Source organism: Paraburkholderia guartelaensis, assembly GCF_004353905.1.
GTDB lineage: Bacteria > Pseudomonadota > Gammaproteobacteria > Burkholderiales > Burkholderiaceae > Paraburkholderia > Paraburkholderia guartelaensis.
This window is the reverse complement of sequence record NZ_SMOD01000037.1, coordinates 56209-74935: the sequence shown is the minus strand read 5'-3', so window position 1 is coordinate 74935 and position 18727 is coordinate 56209. Positions and strand designations below refer to the sequence as shown.

Genomic DNA, 18727 nt, shown 5'->3' with positions numbered 1-18727 from the left:
CTTGCGGCCCATGCTCGCGGAGTCGCGCCACCAGCCGCCGGATCTGCCGGGTCGTCAGCCCGAGACGTTCCGCGGCGCGCGTTGGCGTAAGCCTGCCGTCCACCACGTCCTCAATGACCTTGAATCTGTCCAGCTCGCACATCGTCATGGTTATCCGTTCTGTTGCAGCCATCGCAGCTCCGGCGCTGGACCTCCAGCGGCCGGTCAGGCTACGGGCAACTCGAAAGCGGACATTTGAACTTGGCCAAAAGCGGACATTTCTACTTAGCCACTACAAATCAAAAGTTCGATAATTTATGTTATGTAAAATCTAGACAGTGCACTGACGGAGATGGATAACCTATCAATTCTGTCAGGTTGAAGGAAACGATTTGTAAACATACTTACAATCGCTTACGTTTTCTTCGCCGCACTTCCAATGATTTCCGCAGCGCCCAGACACGGCGAACTTTCCGACTTCCTGACGTTGACAGACGGTCTGTCAATCGCCCGTGTCGCCGAGGCGCTGCGCTGCTGCACCCGAACCATCCGTAATTACGTGGCCGGCCGCTCGCCGATCCCTTGGCATCGCATCGAGCTCCTGCGTCTTCTGAAACGCGAAACAGCCGCCGCCCCAGCCGAAACCCGACCCGACGATTCTGATGTTGGTTTGACGGCCAATATCGAGCCGGACCCCGCCGCGCCCGACGTGCCGCCCGCCGAACTGCTCGCATGGGTCGGCGTTCACGCCCCACATTTCCTATCAAGCCAACGCAGTTTCGCGCTTTACGTCCGAGGCTGGAACGTCGTGGACAAGATTCGCCGTGCGAAACGCGAAGGTACGTTTGCCGACGTGCTGGTGCGCTGGCGAGTGCTCGCGCTCGAAATCCCGAAATCGTGGCGCTCTGGACGCCTACTTAAGGACAACGGGCCGCCTGCCTACCATCGGTGATCAACCTGAATTTCGGTCGGTTTCGTGTACCTGGGTTGCATCGGGTTTCTGGGATAGTCGCCGCTTTGACGGACCGTTGTGGTCATAGCCCTGATAGTGCTCATACAGCCAGTAATGGCACGCTGCCGCGTGCGACGCGAAGTCTTCGCCGCGTTCGTGCAGCAGAACAGCCCAGTGCATCACCGTACCGGGCGGTAAAAGGCACTCACTGGCGCCCCACAGATACGTCATAAGAAAGCGATCAGCTACCAGCGGTGGACCGCTCTTGAGAGCAAGAGGCTCGAATTCGTACGTTGGCATGCGTTGTGCCTCAGACCGTGATGGGCGTTGCATCGGGACGGCAGAGAAATTATAAAAGAAACAAATGCGGTGAATATTTTCTCTCGGCCCGTCGCGCGATAATCTGCGACCTTGTGCGAACGCAAACCTGCACGGAATGAAAGATCGAGCAACTATCGTCTGCCGCAAGCGTGGCCATATCCTGCTTGTTGCGAGGGATCGAGGCCGCTGAGCATTGCCTGGCGGCACCATCAAACGCGGCGAAACGCCCATTCAGGCTGCTGAGCGCGAGTTGTTAGAGGAAACGGCAATGGCAGGCGGTCCGCTGCTCTATCTCTTCGAGTTTGGCGGCATCAACAAGCGGCATCACGTTTTCCTATTCGAGACGCATGACGAAGTTGAACCGGTTGCGAGCCGCGAGATCGTCCGCTGTCGCTGGTTTCTCCAGACCAAGGTTTCAAGCCTCCTGACAAGCGTCCCGACGCGTGAAATCGTTGCCCTTCTTCGAACCCGCGTACTTCCGGCGTCGAATGCTGGCTCCGAAACCCCTGGCATGGTTCAAGCAGCTTGGGAGGCGACATGTCTATGAGCCGAAGCTATGAATATCTCGGCTATACGCTTGAGGTTTCTGTCGAGGTTGACTTCTTGATGGCTCAGGGTAAGCGCAATTGCAGCGAGCCGGGTTATGTGGCGGTGGTGCGCGTGTTCAAGTCTGGGACGAGCATTGCGCTCATTTCGCCACTTCGTTTTGGCGAGTCCGGCGGCCGACCGTTCGCGAATGAAGCGGACGCGATCATGGGCGGATTTAGCGCCGGTCGCAAGATTGTCGACGATCTGTTTTCGTCCCGATGAAACCCGACGATCGCGTCATGTCACGCCAGTCAAGTCGTACGCCTGAAATGCGATCGGTGTTTGTCGGTCGTTGGATCGTCGCGCACTTCGAGCGCGAGCGTCGTCGTGAATCCGCCTTCGCCGAGCTCGTGCCGTACCGTTTTCACGAGCCACGGCGTTTCGTCGATAACCGGCTTGAATCCTGAAACCGTCACGGGCAGCTCGGGAAAGATTTCGGCACGGCCGCGCGCGAGCGTGTAATCGAAAGTCGCCTGGCTGCGCTGCGTCCGGTTGAATTCTGCCTGTGCGGCAGCACGCGCCTGCGCTTCGTCCGGGTAATCCTCGGGCAACACCTTGACGTTGTGATTGTTCTCGCCGCCCACGATAACGGACTTGCGCTTGCTTTTGCCATTCGAATGGTAGTGCGCGCGCACGGCCGCGTAGCTCTCGCGCTGCGAAACGTGGTAGCGATGCTGGTCGCCGCTCTTGCGCGTGAGCTCCAGCACGCTCAGTGCTTTCCCGCTCGCCGTCTTGCCGGTGCCGATCGGCATGAAAAGCAGGTTCAGATCCTTGACGTTCATCACCGCGTCATAACGCTTCGCGAGGCGCGTCAGAAATGACATATCGCTTTCGTGCGTCTGGTCGATATGCGCGATTGCAATCTGCGCGAGCGCGGCCGCGATTGCGGGCTTGAGCTCGTGCCGTCCCGCGATTGCCTTCACGATCGCGCCGAGCGTCTGCGCGTGCCAGCTCTGCTCGCGGCGCTCGTGCATGGCTTCGGTCATTGACGCCGAGCGCGCCCGGATCGTGATGATATCGGGCGCGCCGCTGTGCTCAACTTCGTCCACCGTGAACGTGCCTTTGTCGATGAGCGGTTCACCCACCCACCCGAGCGCGAGCTTGATCGCGGCGCCCCGCTTCGGTATCGCGAATTTGTTTTTCGAATCGTCGATCACGATATCGAGCGTGTCGGCTTCATCGCTGCGCGACTCCGAGAGCGACAGGCTGATGAGGTCGGGCGCGATCAGGCGTGAAAGGTCGCGGCCGTCGAGCGTCACGCGGTAATCCGCCTGCGGTTGCACGCGCCCGGCTCGCTTTACGGAATCGTTAGTATTCCGATTATTATTTGAATCCGCCATCACTGCACCTTCCGTTCGTTCACGGCAAGCGCCATATCGTCATCGACGCGTTTCAACGAGAGGTTGAATTCAATCTTTCGCGCGATACCTTCCTTGGTGTGATAGTGGCCGGTTTCGTTGAGGCTTTCAATGATATAGGCGCCGTACACCACGCCCGTACCATCGACGAGCACATACGCGTCGCCTGCGTCGCCCATGTCGGCGAGCTGCTTGAGCGATGCGGCCGTGCCAATGCCGTTGTCCTGCGCCACGACGCCATTCAGGGTGAACGTGTCTTCACCCGCGCCGGTGAACTGGCTCGCGTCGCGCGTGCCGACGCGCGAGCTCGTGCGGTGCTTCCAGTTGCGTTGACGCTGGAGCTCCTGATAAGGCACGGTCGTGAGGCTGAAAACGAATTGGTCGAGCGCCATCTGCATGGGTTCGGCTCCGGTTAGTGGTCAGACAGGCTCGACGTGGCGCGCGAGCGCTTCATGCGTTCGCGCCGGTCGAGCTCGGCCGAGACGGCGCGCGCGATCGACTGCGGATCGTCTCCGGCCTGCGGATAGATGTTGATGACAATCGGCGAAGGACCGGCGGCGGCCGCCACGGTCGCGCCCGCGCCGCCGCTTGCGGCCGTGATCGGCGCGCGTCGATCAATCGGCGTGGTCGGACGCACGAGCGGCACGCCGACAGTGTTGGCCATGCCGACGCCGTTCGCGAACGCGGGCGCGCCGAATGCGGTTGTGGCGACGGTCGCGAGGCCCACGGCCGCTTTCGCGATACGCCCCTGCTCGCCTTCCATGCCGATTGCAGCGCCTTGGCTGATGAATCCGCCGAGCTCGCCGAATACGCGGCTCGGGCTGTGAATGCCGAGCTTTTCCTTGAACCATCCGATCGTGGAGCTCGCGACGTTCACGATGGCATCCTTGACGGCCCCAAGGCGGCTGCTGATGCCGTTCACAAGGCCCATAATGATGTAGCCGCCGAACTCGGTGAACTTGCCCGGTAATTCGATGCCGAGCAACGACATAACGCCCGAGAACGCCTGATACAGCAGGCCCAGGAGGCTCCAGTTCACGAGCAAGGCGGACACGGAGCCGATAGCACCTGCGAATGCTGCGCTAACCGTACTCCACACGCGGCCGAAGAAAGCCGTAATGGGCTCCCAGTATCGGTAAATGAGATACGCAGCACCTGCGATCAAGGCCACGGCCGCCGTAATCGCCAGCCCGATCGGGTTCATGAGCATGGCGCGCCCGGCCCACATTGCGCCCATGCCGAACATACGGAAAGCCGAACCGGCGAGCCCGAGCGAACGCGCGAGCAAGCCGCCCTGCATGCCGAGCGTTTGCATGCTGAATTTCACGACGGCCATCGGCCCGAGCACGCCCGCGAGCGCAATCGTCAGCGTGCCGCAGACGACGAGAATTGCGGCGAGCGCGGCGAGTGCGATCAGGATCACGCGGGCGGCCGTGCCGTGCTCTTTCATGAACCCGACTACCTTCGCCGTCGCGCTGGCCGTGACACCGAGCGCCGCGTTATAGGCGGGCAGAATCTTGTCGCCGATTTCGCCTTGCAAATTCTTGAGCTGGCGCAGCGTTTCGAGCTCGCCGCCCTGCGCGAGTTGCCGCCCCTTTGCCGCGCCTTCGTCGATTCCATCGGCGCCGGTGTTGAGGCGTTCCGACTTGTGAATCTGGTCGCGCTGCATATACATCGTGGTAAAGAGATTCGCGGCCGTGCGATTCGTGAAAATCGTCGAGATCATGTCTTTGACCTTGTCCGGGTCAGTGATCCCTTTCGCCGCGAGCTTCGGAAGCAGCACCTTTTCGAGCCATTCGAGCGGCGAGGCCTTGAGCTGGTCGCCGCCCGCGAGCGCGCCCGGCTTCACCTGCTTGATGGTGCCGATTTTGGTGTATTCGACCATCTTCGGATCGAGCAGCCCGAGTGACATCATCTGCTTGGCCGCGCGCACGGTCGTTTTGCCCTGGTAGACATTGCTGTATGCGGACATCAGGCCCGTACCGACAGCATGGCCGCCCATTTCCTGAATCAGCGGCTCCATCTGGTAGTAGAACGCATCCTTGCGCAATTGCTTCGCCGCGACGCCGCCCGTCTGGATGAAGTTGCGCCACTCGTCACCGCCGACGCGACCGCCCGTCGCCGTGATGACCTTCTGCACCATGTTCGCTTCATCCTTGAACGTGCCTTCGTTCTTCGTGCCGCCGCGCAGCTCGATCACCTTGAGCATGTTCATGAATTTTTCTTCGTTCGCGTGCGCGTCCTCTGCACCGAACATCGAATCGTTGGCGAACTTCATTTTCGCGAGCGTTGGCATCACCATCTGCGCGTGATGCTCGTCGGCGAAAATGCTCAGGGCGTCGCGCATCATCACCATGTTGTCGTTGGTGGATACGCCGTAGGTGTTCAACGAGCTCGCGTATTTGACGGCATTCGCCGACGCGTGATCGCCGAGGCCGAGCGCCTTGATTCGCATCGCTTCGCGCTGGTATTCCTTGGCCTGATCTAGCGATTCGTGCAGGTCGCCGAAAATGTGCGCGCCGGTCGATTTCGCAGCGTAGCCGCCCACGGCCATGCCGCCCGCCACGCCCTGCATTTTCTGCATGCTCTTGCGCGCGTCGCCGATGCGCTTTTCGCGATTGCCAATCGCACGAAGTTGCTCTTCCTGACGCTTGATAGCTTCGGTCGTTTTCTCGAATTTCGCGCGAACGTCAGTTTCGTGCGCGGCGAGCGTCTGCGTGCCGCGCCCCGCGTCCTGCATCCGGTTTCTGAGCTCCGCGAGCCTGCTGGAATGCTCCTTTTCCCGTTCGCTGAGTTTTACGACAGCGCGCGATGCGGCATTCAGGGCGTTGCGCATTTTCGCGCTCGGTGCGTCGCTTTGCTGAATCTGCAACTGGAGCCCGCGCATTTTCTCGCGAGCTTCTTTCAGATCGCGCACGGTGCCCGACAGTTGACCGCGCACGATCTTGTAGCCGTTGATGTTCTTCTGCTGCTTGTCGAGCTTGGCGAGCTCGTCGCGCGTTTCCTTGAGCGAACCGGCGAGCCCCTTGTTACCGGCGAGCATGGTCTTAAGGGGCTTCGTCACCTTGTCGACCATGTCAAAGACGACGCGAAGTTTCAGGGCGTTATCCATCGTTTCCGTTTCCGCTTCTCACGCGCGCTCGCTCGCGCCAGTCCATCAATTCCGCAAGGCCGAACTCGTCCATCATGGCGGGCGTCCAGCCGCCGAACACGGTCGCGATATCGGCCATCGCATCTTCTACCCGTTCAGGGATTCCATGCTCGCTTTCACTGCCTTCGGCCACAAAAAACCGGCGAACACACCTCCCAATTGCACGAGGTCGGCGGGGTCGAGCTGCGCGACGTCGTGCTCGGTCAGTGTCGGCGCGCTGATGCGCGGGAGCACCTTCGAAAGTGCGATCACGTCGAGATTCACGAGGTCTTGCAGCGACACGCCGCGCAGCTCGCCCGAGCGCGGTTTGCGCAGCGTGATTTCGCTGATGGTCTGCTTGCCGCGCACGATCGGCGTGTCGAGCACGACCGTGTTCGGGTCTTTCTCGGGCGTCGCGCCCCCCTTCTCTGCTTGATCGTTCTGCGAGGCGTTTTCCGGGGCGCTGCTGGCTTGGGTGTTCGTTTTCATGGTGTGTGATAGAGAGATAGGTTTGAGAGGCGCGGCGGCCGCATACCGGCCGCGCGCGCTGCATTACAGGCCGATCGCGGTGCGAAGCGCCTGCAACAGATCGGTGCCGTTGATCTTTTCGATCATGTTCACGAAGTCGATTTCGATAATGTCCTCGCCGTTGATCGACAGCTTGTAGTAGCTGGCCGCCGTCGTGACCTTGAACGCGGTGTCGTCTTTCGGCTTCGCGGTGCCGAGGTCGATTTCGGTGTGGCGACCGCGCACGACGATTTCGAGTGCGTCGAACGTGTCGGAATCTTCGGCCTGATAGCCGCCCGCGAAACGCAGCAGCACGCCGTCATGCTTGAGAGTGCCGTACTGCTGCAACACCGATTTCATGAGGCCACCTGCGGTCCATTCCATCTGGATCGCTTCCTGACCAAAGTCGATCTTGATCGGGCCGCCCATGCCGCCGCCCTGATAGTCTTCGGTCTTGCGCGTCAGCTTCGGAAGCTGCACTTCGGGAATCTTGCCGACGAAGTTTTCGCCGTTGTGAAAGAGGTTGAACCCTTTCAGTTTGCTCGGCATTGCCATCGCTATTTCTCCTTTGTCGAGCCGTAATTAAGCCGTTACGCGCGACGCGAAGTCAGCGAGATAGCGGTCGGTGATGCGCTGGCGCAGCTTGAGATTTTCGAGCGGCGGCACGGGCGTGTAGTCGTAGTCGATGTACGCGCCGCCCGACTTCAATTCGTCGGTGGTGTTCGGCTCGGCATCCCACCACGACGAACCGCCGATCAGATAGCCGAGCGAGGTCCAGCTACGGAACTTCGCGTTGATGCTCTCGATAATGTCGCGCGGCAGCGACGGATTGAGCGGGCCGTCGACGATTGGCGCCTGCGCTTCTGCGATCGAATCCGCGATCACCTGCGCCGTGCGCGTGTAGTTCTCGAATGCGAAATTCGTGTCGTCGGTGCAGGTGCGCGAGCCCCAGAAACGGTAGCCGTCGCGATTCACGAGCGTCGTCACGTCCTGTTCGTTGAGGTAGCCCGCATCCGTTGCCGGGTCTTGCAGATCCCACGAAACATCCGCGGTGATACCGGTCGCGCCATTCACCACGACGTTGGACAGCGTTTTGTGCCAGCCCGTGTCGTTGTCGATCTTCGCGCGCAGGCCCATCGCGAACGCCACGGCCGGATATTCGACGTCGGCGTTGGCCGTGTCATCCCATGCCGTGAAATTCGGCCAGATCACCATCACTTCACGCTGGCCGAACTGCTTGCGGTAGGTGGTGGCTTCTTCCTTGGTCTTGCAGCCGTTCGCGAAGGCATAGACGAAACCGCGCACCGATTGCGCGATCGTGGCGAGCTGGTTCGTCACGGCCTGCGTGTCGAGGAACGGCGCGCCGAGAATGCGCGGCTTCACGCCGAACTTGGTTTGCGCAGTCATGAGCGCCATTGCGCCCGTGTATTTGCCTTCGGCCGTCACCGTGCCGATCACATTCGACGTGGTTTCTGCATCGTCCGCACCTTCCGCCACGCGCACGACGACGGTCACGGGCTTCGTTTGCAGGCTGATGGCTTTCAGTGCCTTGTAGAGCGTGCCTTTCGTGCCAGCCTTGCCGAGTGCCGAATTCACGTTCGTGATAAGCACGGGCGTATTGAGCGGGAACGTTGCCGCGTCCGCATCTTCGGCCGTTGCGACGAGGCCGAGCACGGCCGTCGATACGGTACGAATCGGTCGCGTGCCGTCGTTGATTTCCAGCACGCGCACGCCGTGGTGATAGTCCTGCGCCATGTTCGGTTTCTCCTGTTGATATTGAAAAAGGCGTGGCCGTTACATGGCCGTGACGAAGTCGGGAACGGCCGGCAGCTCGACGTCGGGCCAGCTCGACGCGTCGGGCAGATCGCGCAGCGTCTTGCGATACGCGAGCAGCGTCGCGTACTGCTCGGCCGTGAGCGTGGTCGCGCCGCCAAGCGCGAGCTCGTCCTGATGGCGGGCAACGATCCAGTCGGTCGCTGTGATCGCGGCATTTCGTGCGGCACGCTGGAGCTCGGCGAGCGCATCGCCCGTGGGCGCAGGCGGATCGAGCAGCACGGGATTGCCGCTCGCGTCGATGCTCGGGCGTTTGCCGTCAGACTGGCCGTCGAGCATCGCGCGATACTGGTCGGCCGTGAGCTTCACGAATTGCAAACCGGCGGGCGGCGCGCTGATTGCGTCGTCGTAATAGCCGGTGATGGCGCCGGTGGCGTCGTAGCTTGCGAATTTTTGACCCATGATTAAAACCCTATGGCGAACCAGGTGAAATTTTGAGAAACCGAACCGGAGTTCACGACTAGCGACGTGGCTGTGAACGATTGAATCCCGATGTACTGCGTCCCACCGCCCCAGTTGTTAGCGACTGCGGATTTGCAGCCACTCGGGAAAGCCAGCGGGAAAAAGAGCGTTCCGAAGCCGGTCGTGGTCGCACCCGTACCCCACTGGAGAATGACGCCGCCGAGCCACGTTGGCAGCGCGATATAGCCGTTCGTGCCGAGCAGCACAGAGAACCCCGCGCGCAGCTTCTTCGGCGTCACGATCGTCGCGTCGTCGGTGCCTGCGACGGTCTGCGCCTGTGTGGCGACCTTTGCCGTCCCGACGTTTGTCTCGGCGGCCGCTTCGCTCTTGAACCATGTCGAATTAATCAGCGCTGTGCTGTTGTCCCCAGCGGCGGGGGCTTTGCCGTTCACGATGCCGGTTGCGGCGGCGGTGAGAAGTCGCCCAAGCGCGGCGAGATTGGAAGCGAAAGACATGATGTTTTACCGTCCGAAAGCGAGCCATGAAACCGTGTTGTTTGCCACGGTCGAGTAGACATAGATCGTGGATTGCGTACCGGTGTTGTTGCCGTAGGTGAATCCCGCTGCAGACGACCCCGTTGTCCACGGGTTGATAAACATATTGGTCGGAAAGGCGAGAGGGAGCGTGACCGTCACGGCCGTGTTTGCGTTCGGCACTGCGATGGCGCCCCACTGGATAATCAGGCCGCCGAGCCACGACGGGAACGCGATGTAGCCGGGGCCGCTCAACAGTGCCGAAAACCCCGCGCGCAACTTCTTCGGCGTCACGATCGTCGCGTCGTCGGTGCCTGCGGTGGTCTGCGCCAGCGTGGCAACCTTGGCCGTCCCGGCGTTCGTCTCGGCGGCCGCTTCGCTCTTGAACCATGCCGAATTGATCACGTTCTGGCTGTTGTCGCCTGCGGCCGGGTTCGATACGGTGGAACCCGCGTAGAGCGCGAGCGGGCCGCCCATTGCATCGCCCGACTTCCTCACGGCGTCAGCGACGCTGAAAGTGGCGAACACGTAGGCGGTGAACTGCTCGTCGGCGGTGGCGGCCGTCGTCAGCTTGATCGTCAGGCCGTCCGTTGCGATGAAATCAGGCGACGCCGCGGTGCCTGGCTGCTGGAGTGCGCCGTTGCGTTCGAGCAGCACGGCTCCCGGCGTATAGCCGCCCACAATATTGATCGTGTCGCCGACGATGCCCGTGAGCGGTACGGCACGAAAGCCCGCCTGCCCGCCCGCGCTCGCGAGCTTCATCGCGGCCGCGTCGCTACAGACGATCACGGGTGCGCCTGCGGCAATGACGACGCCCGAGCCGCCGTTCACCTTCGCGGTGACGTTGTAATTGCCGGTCGTCAGGTTCTCGATAATCCACTGGCCCGATTGCGCCGGGAAAATGAGGTCTTTCGAGGCCTTGAGCTCGCCAGTCAGCGTGAGCATGGCGACGCCGTACTGCGGGCCGGTGAGCGTGATCGTCGTTGCGTCGCCGCTCATGTCGATCTCCTGCCGTCCGTCCGTCGCCGCGAACACGGCCGCCATGTTCGCGGCGCGCGTCGAGGCGTCGCCAACGGGCGGCGTGACAAGGCGCGCCATGCCGCCGGAAATCGACTGGATCACCCACGCCCCGCCGCCCGCCTTGTTCAGCGTCGTGTCGAGCCGGGCGCGCACGTTCGCACCGCCGGGCAGATCACCTTTGCCGAGCTCGGCATGGTCGGCGCCATAGAGCGGCAGCTTGGGAATCGTGCTGCCTGCCGCGCTGTTCGGTGTGAACGTGCATACGTTGTCGTTCGTGAACGCGACGCGGAAACACGCTTCCATGCCATCAAGCAATTCAGTCACGGCTGGCACGAGGTTCGCAACGATGTTGTTTTTCGTGCCGGTGTCCGCGATCCACGTCGTGCGGCCGAACTGCAACACACGGCGCAGCCAGCTCGTGCGGTTCGCAAGTTGGCGCGTCGGGATGTTGTCGACGCCATCCGGGCCGCCTTCGACCGGATCGGACGTTTCGAACTGGCGAATGCCGTCCTCCCATTGGGCGGTTTCGGTCAGGTTGGTCGTCATACGTTAATGCTCCCTCTGGTGTACTGGCCGTCATAGCGGCCCTGACGGTTGCGGCGTAGCGGTGCCTGGCTGTAGTCGAGGCGGTAGAGCTCCGAGCGCTTGGGCGCATAGCGCTCCAGCACCGCGCGAAGGTTGTCGGCCTGATCGAGCGTGATCGCCTGATGCAGACGGACGATGTATTGCGCCCACTCGCCGTTTTCGTTGCCGTGAACCCACTCGCCGGAATAGCGCGCGGTGCCATCACGGCGGCGCACATTGCGGCCTTCTACGAGGTCGATTTCACCGAACCCGAGGCGGCGAATCACTTCGCGCACCGCCCACGGCGTACCGCGTTTCTGGTGGAGCTGGATGGCGCCCTTGATGAGCGCGCGGCGGGCTTCGTCGGACTCGGCGAGCTCCCAGCCATCGACCGACACTTCGGCGGCCAGATACGGCAGCAGTTCGGCCGGGCAGTCGTCGGGGTTCCAGTATTCGCGCGTCATCGTCGGAATCGAATCCACGACCGCGAGCGCGGTCGCGGTGCGCTTTTCGAGCGGCGTCGCGTTCGGTGGCAAAAGATCAGGCATAGATCCCGCCGTATTCGATGACGATTTCGTAGCAATACGAGGCCTGCGTCGCGTCGATCGCGATATCGCCAGCGGGCTCGATCAGCTCGGTTTTCGTCAGGCCTGCGGCCTGGCATACGCCCTTGATGCCGGATTCGGCGACGCCCACGCCGAGGCGGCGCACCTTGTCGGCGTAGGCATGTGCGTTGAGCTGCGCCTGTGCGATCAGCACGTCGGCGCCCACGGCCGAGCGCGTGTAGCCCTTCGCGTGAATGCGATAGCGAACGATTTCGGCCGAGCGCACGTCTACGGTGTCGTTCATCGGCCGTTGATCTTCGGCGCTCAGCGCGTCGCGCACGGCGGCGCACAGATCGTCGTCAACGGTTCCGTCACCTTCGCGCGAGAGCAGCGTCACGAGTATGTCGCCCGGACGCGGACGCGTCGCGGTGGCGTCGAGCAGCCGGCCATCGACGGCCAGCGCTTTCGACTCATACGCGGCCGCCGGTCCCGCCACGCTGAAACCCTGCGGCGCGAGCTGCACGCGCAGGCGCAGATCGTCGTTGCTCTCGTAGACGGCCGCGATGTTGTTCACGGTGTCGGCGGGCGTGACGAGCAGGCGCGCGAGGCCAAAGAGCGCGGCGCGCTGGTCGAGGTCGTTTCCGTTCGCGAAGGCGAGCATCACCGCGCGCACGGCGTCGTTTACGCGCTGGCGCCACACGAGCTCGCGATAGCAGTTTTCCTGCAACAGACGCGCGAGCGGTTCGGATTCGAGCTCGACGGTCGCGGCGATTTCGGCCTGCTCGTCGGCGGGCCAAAGCGCGATCAGTGCGGCCTTTCGCTCGGCGTAGATGGTTTCGAAGTCGAGCACTTCGAGTGCGTCAGGAACGGGCAGACTCGACAGGTCGATGAGAGAGGCAGTCGTCATGCGGCGCTCGTCTGATTGAGGTTCACGCTGGTGCGCACCGCGTCGCCCGATTCGGTCGTATAGCCTTCGAGGTCGATCACCTGCGCGCCGTCGTCGTCGTCGGTCGTGTCGTTGGTGTTGAGCTGCACGCGCGTGAGCACAATGCGTGGCTCCCATTTCATGATCGCGGTGGCGACGGCCGCATAGAGGCGCGTGCGCGTCGCGCCATTGAACGGCGCGTCGACGAGGTCAGGGATTTCAGAGCCGAACGTGCGGCGCTTGACGCACGACGCGAGCGGCGTCGTCAGAATCTTCGCGACGGATTGATAGAGGTGGTCGAGGTCGACAATCGAGCGGCCCGTCGATGCGTTCATGCCTTTCATTGCGGTTCGCTCACGAGTTCGCCGTCGCCCTGCTCGCGGTGCGTGTGGTACGGCAGGCTGATGCCCTTCGATTTCACTTCGCCGTCGAAATCCGCATCGCCCTTGATCTTCATGACGGAGCCGCCACCCTCGCCCGCCGAACCCGTCATTCCCGACTGAAATTCAAAGGCGCCCTTGACGAGCATCGCGCCCGTAACGGTGGTGTTTTTCGCGTCGAGCGTGATGTCGTCGGCCTGCACCCTCGCGGTCTTCGTCTGCACATTCACGGCGCCCGGAGCCACGATCAGGACCGTGGCGGCTTCGGGCAGGGTTGCGGTGAGCGTATGCGCGGCGTGGTCGTATTCGAGCGTTGCGCCGTCTGGATAGACGCGCATGTGCTTGTCCGCGCTGTTGCTCGGTGCCGGGAACGTTTCGGAGTTGAGGCCCGCGAGCGCGACGCCCTGCGCGGGGTCGCCCATCGGGCAAAAGAGAATGACCTGTTCGCCCTTCGTCAGCGGGTTCCATTCGCGGGTGTTGCCCGCGCGCAGCGTGATGAAGGGAATCCAGTTGGTTTGAAGGCCGGGACTTTCAGTATCGTCGGGGTCGCCAACAGAAACGCGGCACGTCGGCGGCGTGCTGGTGAGGTCAACGTCGAACACCGATCCTTTGCGGATCAGGTTGACGATGAGGCGGCGGAATTCGTTGGCGTCCATACCGCTCATGTTGCCGATAGCGCTCGCGCGAGGCGAGCGGCGGTCAATGTGAGCTGGCTGGGTACAAAAACAGGTGGGTAATGACTACGGGCAACGGGAAGCTAACTTTCCGAGCTGGTCCACAAGCTCTTCGACGATCAGCAGCCGCTGTCATATCGATTCAGCGATAAATTTTGCGGGCGGCGAAGCGCGTTGATTACTGCTTTTCGCCTTCGGAAGATGAGAGACGGTCGCTGCGCGGGGTGCATGGGGCGGGCGACAACGCGTCTTCAACAGAAATCATCGCAGCCAGCTTGCTGGCAAGCGATGCCTTCTCGGTCAGAATTCCCTCGCACACCAACTTTGTCTCGAAAAAACCAGTGGACTCAGCTGCGTCGATCACGGAAGAGAGAAGCTCAATTTGCTGCAGTACGCTAGAGCGAAGATGTATCAATTCGCCACTGACATGAAGTCCGGTGAGATCCTCACGATTATCTTCCTCTGGATTTTCATCCTCGCTCAATCGACGAGGTTCAGTGGTGCCGTCTATTCGCAATAGACACTGAGATAGCAGAGATTGGTGCACCAACGCCGTCGATAGAAATGCTTCGACCGGCTCTGACTGAACGTCCGGATTTGTCTGGCGCGCAGAAAATCTTCTTAGCAGCCTCACGGGAAGCTGCCCTGCGAAACGTGTAGCTCGAAGAAGATCGATCAGATTTTCACGACTCGCCTTCATGACACCTCCGCAACGGCGATTTAAAGACGCGCAATTTCACGAAGTTGAAATACGCTTGCCGCTCATGATGCTGACGTCACCTCGCAGCGCGGGCAGCCGTCGCTGCATTGGCCCAGAGATTTAGCCGAAGCGCGAGCCGAGCCATTCCTGAGCCCACGTCTTCGCGAATGCAATGGCGTCCTCGCGCAAGTCAAACCCAGCGAGATCGCCACTCAGATGAATGTCGTCCTCGCTTCCGTCTGCACGGCTCGTGCTGATGCGCGCATGGGCGATGAACTCGCCGTCGGCTTTTCTCGGCGTCGGGTCGATAAGGAATCGAGTGGAATTGAAATACATATACTTCCCTTGCTCAGGTGCTGCCCTACTTCGACCGCAACCGGCGGCTTGGTGGATGAAGAATTCAGGTTTTCAAAAGAGCCATGATCTGGGCCGCTTCACTGTCTGAGTCGAAACTCGGCATTCCAGCCTTGCGTAGCATTGCACGCAGCGACACGAACATCAGATAGGCATTCGTGTCAACTTCGTGGCGGCCGTCGCGAATGACCCGATCCAACTCAGTCTGCGCGCCCAGTGGAAGAAACCCAGCAACAATGCTGGGCGCGTTGCGTCGGATCTGCTCCAATAACTCCGTCCTGTCCATTTTCCTCTCCTAGTTGCCAGCGTCCTTACTCCAGGTGCGTTGCAATTGTTGCGAGAAAAACGGTGCTCTCACAACTTGAGATCGAAGATGTCGGTGTTCGCGGGGCATGAATCGATCAATCGCTCGGCATATGCGGCCGAGGCACGTCGCGCGTCGCCAGCGTTCTCGAACGGCCTGTTAACAACGAGCCTGAACACTCGGCTACCCTGTGTGCCTCCCAAACTTTCAGGTTTGTGGATACGCACAGCGGCATCAAAGCCTTCGTCGTAGTTATGCGTTACACCGGGCGCGGTGGCGCGATGCGGAAAGACCAGAGGGTAGACCTCAAGTCCACGATAGAGGCGAAAACCGGTTGTCATGGGGAAACCTTTGAGACCGCATCACCACGCGGCATGGCAGGAAAAGGTGCAAGCGACTCGTTTGAGTTCCCGCACAATCGGCCGCGGTGTTCGGCCTTTGATGAGAGTGAGCGGCGCGATTCCGATGGGAAGGATGGCTGGAAATGCCAGGAAAGGCGCGCGGGGCAATCAACGACTTCATCCTACGCGTATTCCGAGATTTGTACAGATAAAGTTTTCAAATCTTTCCACGCTCCGCGCTCGATAATCACCGACGCTGACTATGGGACACCGCGCCCGCACTGCGTTCGAATCTAGGTTTAAGCAATGTCGGGATGCTGCTTCGCCCTGCCCCCTATTTCTCAGCGCCGTTCCTGAGGTGGTGTAACAGTCGATCGCGTATCAGCTCGCGATCAGCATCAGTGAATCCGAGCAGTCGGCGCGCAGGATATTGCGCATTCGGGCCGCCGGGCGCCACGGGCGCGAGCTCGCCGAGCTGGTGAACGCGGGCGATGCGCGCGACGCGGCCAGCGAACCCGAGCGCGAGGCAATCGGCCGTGGCTTCGACCGTCATGTATCGCGCGGTGCGCAGCTTCGCGAACATGGCCGCGCGTTTCACACGGCCCGCCTTGCCGCGCAGGTTCTTGCCTTTGCGCGTCTTGCGCGCTGTGTACTTCGAGCCGTCCGGGTTCTGCTGCGCACTGATGCGCGCCTGCTGGCTGCGGCGCAGATCGCGCGCCACGTCGAGCATGATCTTGCGCCGCTCGGGCGCCGCGAGCCGCGAAAGCAGAGCACTCGCCCACTGTTCCAGCGCTTGCAGATCATCGCTCACGCTTCGGGCTCCGCGCTGTTGCTTCCACTGTTCGCCGTCTGCGGCGTTGTCGGGATAGCATCGGCATGCCATTGCCACGCGTCGAGGCCGGGTTTCTTCGAGTCATCAACGTGCGTAATCGTGCGCGTGCCGTCGTCGGCGGTTTTCACGACTACGCTCTCGGTCAGCATCAGCTTGAGTGACACGTCGGCCGTCTGGTTGTCGAGTATGTCGATTTCGTAGGTGATGCCGCGTTCGCGCTCGTCGGGGTTCGTCACTAGGTCGTTTTGATGCTCGCGCACCCATTCGAGGATCGCGACGAAAAGCAGATCGGAGTCGCCCGCGAATTCGAGCAGCAGCACATTGAGCGTGTAGCGGTATTCGAACGACAGCGAGCGGCCGGCCGTCGCGGCGAGCAGTCCCGAGTCGATGAATACGGTGAGCTTTTCCGGGTTCGTCGCCACGTCGGGAATCGCGGCCGTGATCGCCGCGCGCAGGCTCGCGGGCTTAATCATGGCCGCCCTTCTCCGCCTGCCCCGTCTCCGCGTCGATCTTCGCCTGCGCTTTCGCCTGACAGTCAACGATCATGTCCACCTTGGCGGCGCACAGCGCCCAGGCGCCCTTGACGGTCAGCAGCGCGTGCGCGAGCTCGCCGTTAGTCGTCGGGGCCGTCGCCGGAAGCGTGCAGCGGCTCAGACGCTGGCATTCCTGCACTGAAAGCGTCGGCGCCGGTGGCGGCGGCGCTACCTGACACGCGGATAGCGTCAGCAGGCAAAGGGGTATCAGCCCACGAGCGGACAATCGGATTTTCATTAATCACCTTGCGGATATCCTGACGCGCCTTGGCGAGCTTCGTGCCTACGCGGCCGGTTGAATTGTCGAGCTGCTGCTGTTGCGCGCCTTTCTCTTTCGAGTCGTCGCGCAAATCCTTGATCGTTTTGTCGCGGCCCGCAATCTGCTGGCGAGCGTCGTCGAGCTGGTGATTGGTGTCGGCCAGCTCGGCGCGCAGCGCACGCACGTAGAGCACGCCGCCGACGAGCATCGCGCCCGCGATGGCGCACGCGATCAGTTTCGCCACGAGCGCATTCATGCGGCCGCCTGTTCGGTGGCGGTGTATTTGTCATACGCGCGGGAGAGCTTCACGTCGTACAGGTTGCGTGCGAAATCCGGCCCGTTGTAGCCCTTCGCGAACGCCGCCCACTTCCGCCCCTTGAGCGCCGCGACGAGCCCACTGTCGGCCGCCACGAAGCGCACGAACGCGTCGAGCTGGTCGGCTTCGCTGTTCTCCATGCGGCTCACGAACTCGTCGATGCTCGCATAGCCCAGCTGCTGCCAGTTTTCGCCCATCACCTGAAACGCGCCCCAGCTCGCCGACTCATAGGCGGCCGCCGGGTCGATCAGCTCGGCCGACGCGAGGCGCGTATATTCCGCCTGGCCGCCCTGATAGCCGCCGGGCGTCTGCGAAACGATGGTCGGGTATTTGGCCGCGATCGGCGCCGGGTCGATGCCGCGCGCCTTGAGCCGTCGCCAGAAAACGTGGCGCTCGAAAAGGATTTTCGGGCGGCCGTCGACGAGGTAGCCCGAGCCGGTCGTTTCGACTTCGTTCACGGCGCGCACGCACGCGAGCGGCACGCTGAGCGTGTCGGCAGCCCGCACGAGGTCGGCGTCGGCAAGGTGCTTCGGGTCGCGCTGGCCGGTCGCCAGTGCGGCATAGGTTTTCGGGCCTGCGATGCCGTCCACGACGAGGCCCGTTTTCTTCTGCAAGGCCGTCACGGCCGCTTCGGTGGCGGCGTCGTAGACGTGCGACACGCCGAGCGCATAGCCCGCGCGGATCAGGCGCGATTGCAGCAGGCCAACATCGGCGCCGTGGTCGCCGAGCACATGGGTTTTCATCGGGATTCACTCCGCAGCAGTCGCGCCACGTTGCCGCGCGACGTGAACACAAACAGGGCGAGCAGCATCGACTTGCCCGCGTCGAACAGGCCGACGTGCTTCGCGTGCAATGCGAGCTCGATCGACGAGCCGCCGAGCACGACGACAAGCAGCCACGCGAGCCACGAAACGTGGTGCCGGTGGCGCGCGCCGTTGCGGCGATAGAGCAGCAGGCACGCGACGGCCGCGAGCTGCGCCGCGAGCGCGATCAGCGCGAACGTAATGTGCATGTCAGTCCCCCTTGCCCCGATTGAGGAACGCGAGCAGATCGACGGTTTTCACGCGCTCGATCAGTTGCAGCGTGACGGTGATGACGAGCGCGGCCGCGAAGAACGCCGCCACGCCCGTGGAATGCACCGGCGTCGCGTTGACGATTTCCGGCGCGGCGATATAGCCCATCACGAGCGAAATCAGCAGGTACGCGAGCCGCCGGAAAATCCCGAGGTCTTTGGACGTGACGACGACGAGCGCGGCGCCCGTGAACGCGCCAATCAGGGCGTTGCCGTCGATGCCGGGCGCGAGCCCGGCGACGCCGATCGCTGCGATTGCGGCGGCGGCGGTGGTGTTCGGTTCTGCCATGCGTGCGGCTCCGGTA

General features: G+C 62.1%; 30 protein-coding genes. 3 read left to right on the top strand and 27 right to left on the bottom strand.

All coding sequences use genetic code 11. The features are described 5' to 3' along the window. A partial coding sequence (locus E1N52_RS33610) for a helix-turn-helix domain-containing protein (RefSeq protein ID WP_133186848.1) occupies positions 1-172 on the bottom strand: 172 nt, incomplete at its 3' end. A 246-nt stretch (positions 173-418) separates the two neighbouring features. Here E1N52_RS33610 and E1N52_RS33605 point away from each other — a divergent pair. Beyond that, entirely contained in the window at positions 419-931 is a 513-nt protein-coding gene (locus tag E1N52_RS33605) for an IS21 family transposase (RefSeq protein WP_133187991.1), read from the top strand. Here E1N52_RS33605 and E1N52_RS33600 read toward each other — a convergent pair whose 3' ends face one another. Further along, positions 932-1231: a hypothetical protein gene (locus E1N52_RS33600; RefSeq protein ID WP_133187989.1), complete on the bottom strand. Its 300-nt coding sequence runs from the start codon at positions 1229-1231 to the stop codon at positions 932-934. It abuts the gene before it with no gap. Between the two features lie 214 nt (positions 1232-1445). Here E1N52_RS33600 and E1N52_RS33595 point away from each other — a divergent pair, with 214 nt between their 5' ends. Both E1N52_RS33595 and E1N52_RS33590 read left to right on the top strand, forming a co-directional pair. Further along, complete coding sequence (locus E1N52_RS33595; protein ID WP_246089319.1) at positions 1446-1799, top strand: NUDIX domain-containing protein; 354 nt, start codon at positions 1446-1448, stop codon at positions 1797-1799. Further along, on the top strand, positions 1796-2062 hold the full coding sequence (locus tag E1N52_RS33590) for a hypothetical protein (protein WP_133187987.1): 267 nt from the start codon (positions 1796-1798) through the stop codon (positions 2060-2062). The genes E1N52_RS33595 and E1N52_RS33590 overlap by 4 nt, the downstream gene beginning before the upstream one ends. 29 nt (positions 2063-2091) lie before the next feature. On the opposite strand, the gene E1N52_RS33585 is transcribed toward E1N52_RS33590, so the two are convergent. From E1N52_RS33585 to E1N52_RS33470, 25 genes are all read right to left on the bottom strand, one after another. Continuing rightward, positions 2092-3180 (bottom strand): phage late control D family protein, encoded by a 1089-nt coding sequence (locus E1N52_RS33585; protein WP_133187985.1) that lies wholly within the window; start codon positions 3178-3180, stop codon positions 2092-2094. Next, entirely contained in the window at positions 3180-3596 is a 417-nt protein-coding gene (locus E1N52_RS33580; RefSeq protein ID WP_133187983.1) for a phage tail protein, read from the bottom strand. The genes E1N52_RS33585 and E1N52_RS33580 overlap by 1 nt, the downstream gene beginning before the upstream one ends. Before the next feature lie 14 nt (positions 3597-3610). Next, complete coding sequence (locus E1N52_RS33575; protein WP_133187981.1) at positions 3611-6310, bottom strand: phage tail tape measure protein; 2700 nt, start codon at positions 6308-6310, stop codon at positions 3611-3613. Then, positions 6303-6428 carry a GpE family phage tail protein gene (locus E1N52_RS33570; protein ID WP_133187979.1) on the bottom strand — a complete coding sequence of 42 codons (126 nt, stop codon included), beginning with the start codon at positions 6426-6428 and terminating at the stop codon, positions 6303-6305. The genes E1N52_RS33575 and E1N52_RS33570 overlap by 8 nt, the downstream gene beginning before the upstream one ends. A gap of 8 nt (positions 6429-6436) precedes the next feature. After that, positions 6437-6817, bottom strand: coding sequence for a phage tail assembly protein (locus E1N52_RS33565; protein WP_133187977.1), 381 nt, complete (start codon positions 6815-6817; stop codon positions 6437-6439). Between the two features lie 63 nt (positions 6818-6880). Next, the gene (locus tag E1N52_RS33560) at positions 6881-7390 is read right to left on the bottom strand and encodes a phage major tail tube protein (protein WP_165979499.1); all 510 of its coding nucleotides are present in this window, start codon (positions 7388-7390) and stop codon (positions 6881-6883) included. Between the two features lie 27 nt (positions 7391-7417). Next, positions 7418-8590, bottom strand: coding sequence for a phage tail sheath protein (locus E1N52_RS33555; RefSeq protein WP_124261681.1), 1173 nt, complete (start codon positions 8588-8590; stop codon positions 7418-7420). Between the two features lie 39 nt (positions 8591-8629). After that, positions 8630-9070 carry a tail fiber assembly protein gene (locus E1N52_RS33550; RefSeq protein ID WP_133187975.1) on the bottom strand — a complete coding sequence of 147 codons (441 nt, stop codon included), beginning with the start codon at positions 9068-9070 and terminating at the stop codon, positions 8630-8632. Between the two features lie 2 nt (positions 9071-9072). After that, on the bottom strand, positions 9073-9585 hold the full coding sequence (locus E1N52_RS44625; RefSeq protein WP_205965705.1) for a gp53-like domain-containing protein: 513 nt from the start codon (positions 9583-9585) through the stop codon (positions 9073-9075). Positions 9586-9591: 6 nt separating this feature from the next. Then, complete coding sequence (locus E1N52_RS33540; RefSeq protein ID WP_133187973.1) at positions 9592-11169, bottom strand: gp53-like domain-containing protein; 1578 nt, start codon at positions 11167-11169, stop codon at positions 9592-9594. Continuing rightward, complete coding sequence (locus E1N52_RS33535) at positions 11166-11735, bottom strand: phage tail protein I (RefSeq protein ID WP_124261685.1); 570 nt, start codon at positions 11733-11735, stop codon at positions 11166-11168. The genes E1N52_RS33540 and E1N52_RS33535 overlap by 4 nt, the downstream gene beginning before the upstream one ends. Further along, the gene (locus tag E1N52_RS33530; protein WP_133187971.1) at positions 11728-12639 is read right to left on the bottom strand and encodes a baseplate J/gp47 family protein; all 912 of its coding nucleotides are present in this window, start codon (positions 12637-12639) and stop codon (positions 11728-11730) included. The genes E1N52_RS33535 and E1N52_RS33530 overlap by 8 nt, the downstream gene beginning before the upstream one ends. Further along, complete coding sequence (locus E1N52_RS33525; protein WP_133187969.1) at positions 12636-13001, bottom strand: GPW/gp25 family protein; 366 nt, start codon at positions 12999-13001, stop codon at positions 12636-12638. The genes E1N52_RS33530 and E1N52_RS33525 overlap by 4 nt, the downstream gene beginning before the upstream one ends. Continuing rightward, a complete protein-coding gene (locus E1N52_RS33520) occupies positions 12998-13693 on the bottom strand; it encodes a phage baseplate assembly protein V (RefSeq protein WP_133187967.1) in 696 nt (231 codons plus the stop codon). Before E1N52_RS33520 ends, E1N52_RS33525 begins: the two co-directional genes overlap by 4 nt. A 196-nt stretch (positions 13694-13889) precedes the next feature. Then, entirely contained in the window at positions 13890-14411 is a 522-nt protein-coding gene (locus E1N52_RS33515) for a hypothetical protein (RefSeq protein WP_133187965.1), read from the bottom strand. A 120-nt stretch (positions 14412-14531) separates the two neighbouring features. After that, complete coding sequence (locus E1N52_RS33510; protein ID WP_133187963.1) at positions 14532-14747, bottom strand: hypothetical protein; 216 nt, start codon at positions 14745-14747, stop codon at positions 14532-14534. A 64-nt stretch (positions 14748-14811) separates the two neighbouring features. Further along, the gene (locus E1N52_RS33505) at positions 14812-15051 is read right to left on the bottom strand and encodes a hypothetical protein (RefSeq protein ID WP_133187961.1); all 240 of its coding nucleotides are present in this window, start codon (positions 15049-15051) and stop codon (positions 14812-14814) included. A 68-nt stretch (positions 15052-15119) separates the two neighbouring features. Further along, on the bottom strand, positions 15120-15410 hold the full coding sequence (locus E1N52_RS33500; RefSeq protein ID WP_133187959.1) for a hypothetical protein: 291 nt from the start codon (positions 15408-15410) through the stop codon (positions 15120-15122). Between the two features lie 334 nt (positions 15411-15744). Then, positions 15745-16221, bottom strand: coding sequence for a phage virion morphogenesis protein (locus tag E1N52_RS33495; protein WP_133187957.1), 477 nt, complete (start codon positions 16219-16221; stop codon positions 15745-15747). Next, entirely contained in the window at positions 16218-16715 is a 498-nt protein-coding gene (locus E1N52_RS33490; protein ID WP_133187955.1) for a phage tail protein, read from the bottom strand. Before E1N52_RS33490 ends, E1N52_RS33495 begins: the two co-directional genes overlap by 4 nt. Beyond that, positions 16708-16968, bottom strand: a complete 261-nt coding sequence (gene lysC / locus E1N52_RS44725) for an Rz1-like lysis system protein LysC (protein ID WP_246089321.1) — start codon at positions 16966-16968, stop codon at positions 16708-16710. The genes E1N52_RS33490 and lysC overlap by 8 nt, the downstream gene beginning before the upstream one ends. Then, positions 16856-17290, bottom strand: coding sequence for a protein lysB (locus E1N52_RS44990; RefSeq protein WP_165979498.1), 435 nt, complete (start codon positions 17288-17290; stop codon positions 16856-16858). The genes lysC and E1N52_RS44990 overlap by 113 nt, the downstream gene beginning before the upstream one ends. Beyond that, positions 17287-18093 carry an N-acetylmuramidase domain-containing protein gene (locus E1N52_RS33480; RefSeq protein WP_133187951.1) on the bottom strand — a complete coding sequence of 269 codons (807 nt, stop codon included), beginning with the start codon at positions 18091-18093 and terminating at the stop codon, positions 17287-17289. The genes E1N52_RS44990 and E1N52_RS33480 overlap by 4 nt, the downstream gene beginning before the upstream one ends. Continuing rightward, positions 18090-18362, bottom strand: coding sequence for a phage holin family protein (locus tag E1N52_RS33475; RefSeq protein WP_133187949.1), 273 nt, complete (start codon positions 18360-18362; stop codon positions 18090-18092). Before E1N52_RS33475 ends, E1N52_RS33480 begins: the two co-directional genes overlap by 4 nt. A 1-nt stretch (position 18363) precedes the next feature. Further along, on the bottom strand, positions 18364-18711 hold the full coding sequence (locus E1N52_RS33470) for a putative holin (protein WP_124261699.1): 348 nt from the start codon (positions 18709-18711) through the stop codon (positions 18364-18366). Positions 18712-18727: the final 16 nt, after the last annotated feature.

Bases quoted from the DNA above. Each gene is read 5' to 3' on its own strand.
- E1N52_RS33500 (WP_133187959.1), bottom strand. From the start codon at position 15,410: ATGACAACCGGTTTTCGCCTCTATCGTGGACTTGAGGTCTACCCTCTG.
- E1N52_RS44625 (WP_205965705.1), bottom strand. From the start codon at position 9,585: ATGTCTTTCGCTTCCAATCTCGCCGCGCTTGGGCGACTTCTCACCGCC.
- E1N52_RS33515 (WP_133187965.1), bottom strand. From the start codon at position 14,411: ATGAAGGCGAGTCGTGAAAATCTGATCGATCTTCTTCGAGCTACACGT.
- E1N52_RS33525 (WP_133187969.1), bottom strand. From the start codon at position 13,001: ATGAAAGGCATGAACGCATCGACGGGCCGCTCGATTGTCGACCTCGAC.
- E1N52_RS33520 (WP_133187967.1), bottom strand. From the start codon at position 13,693: ATGGACGCCAACGAATTCCGCCGCCTCATCGTCAACCTGATCCGCAAA.
- E1N52_RS33535 (WP_124261685.1), bottom strand. From the start codon at position 11,735: ATGCCTGATCTTTTGCCACCGAACGCGACGCCGCTCGAAAAGCGCACC.
- E1N52_RS33510 (WP_133187963.1), bottom strand. From the start codon at position 14,747: ATGTATTTCAATTCCACTCGATTCCTTATCGACCCGACGCCGAGAAAA.
- E1N52_RS33505 (WP_133187961.1), bottom strand. From the start codon at position 15,051: ATGGACAGGACGGAGTTATTGGAGCAGATCCGACGCAACGCGCCCAGC.
- E1N52_RS33555 (WP_124261681.1), bottom strand. From the start codon at position 8,590: ATGGCGCAGGACTATCACCACGGCGTGCGCGTGCTGGAAATCAACGAC.
- E1N52_RS33470 (WP_124261699.1), bottom strand. From the start codon at position 18,711: ATGGCAGAACCGAACACCACCGCCGCCGCCGCAATCGCAGCGATCGGC.
- E1N52_RS33530 (WP_133187971.1), bottom strand. From the start codon at position 12,639: ATGACGACTGCCTCTCTCATCGACCTGTCGAGTCTGCCCGTTCCTGAC.
- E1N52_RS33575 (WP_133187981.1), bottom strand. From the start codon at position 6,310: ATGGATAACGCCCTGAAACTTCGCGTCGTCTTTGACATGGTCGACAAG.
- E1N52_RS33560 (WP_165979499.1), bottom strand. From the start codon at position 7,390: ATGGCAATGCCGAGCAAACTGAAAGGGTTCAACCTCTTTCACAACGGC.
- E1N52_RS33480 (WP_133187951.1), bottom strand. From the start codon at position 18,093: ATGAAAACCCATGTGCTCGGCGACCACGGCGCCGATGTTGGCCTGCTG.
- E1N52_RS33585 (WP_133187985.1), bottom strand. From the start codon at position 3,180: ATGGCGGATTCAAATAATAATCGGAATACTAACGATTCCGTAAAGCGA.
- E1N52_RS33475 (WP_133187949.1), bottom strand. From the start codon at position 18,362: ATGCACATTACGTTCGCGCTGATCGCGCTCGCGGCGCAGCTCGCGGCC.
- E1N52_RS33605 (WP_133187991.1), top strand. From the start codon at position 419: ATGATTTCCGCAGCGCCCAGACACGGCGAACTTTCCGACTTCCTGACG.
- E1N52_RS33540 (WP_133187973.1), bottom strand. From the start codon at position 11,169: ATGACGACCAACCTGACCGAAACCGCCCAATGGGAGGACGGCATTCGC.
- E1N52_RS33570 (WP_133187979.1), bottom strand. From the start codon at position 6,428: ATGGCCGATATCGCGACCGTGTTCGGCGGCTGGACGCCCGCCATGATG.
- E1N52_RS33580 (WP_133187983.1), bottom strand. From the start codon at position 3,596: ATGCAGATGGCGCTCGACCAATTCGTTTTCAGCCTCACGACCGTGCCT.
- E1N52_RS33600 (WP_133187989.1), bottom strand. From the start codon at position 1,231: ATGCCAACGTACGAATTCGAGCCTCTTGCTCTCAAGAGCGGTCCACCG.
- E1N52_RS33490 (WP_133187955.1), bottom strand. From the start codon at position 16,715: ATGATTAAGCCCGCGAGCCTGCGCGCGGCGATCACGGCCGCGATTCCC.
- E1N52_RS33550 (WP_133187975.1), bottom strand. From the start codon at position 9,070: ATGGGTCAAAAATTCGCAAGCTACGACGCCACCGGCGCCATCACCGGC.
- E1N52_RS33565 (WP_133187977.1), bottom strand. From the start codon at position 6,817: ATGAAAACGAACACCCAAGCCAGCAGCGCCCCGGAAAACGCCTCGCAG.
- E1N52_RS33590 (WP_133187987.1), top strand. From the start codon at position 1,796: ATGAGCCGAAGCTATGAATATCTCGGCTATACGCTTGAGGTTTCTGTC.
- E1N52_RS44990 (WP_165979498.1), bottom strand. From the start codon at position 17,290: ATGAATGCGCTCGTGGCGAAACTGATCGCGTGCGCCATCGCGGGCGCG.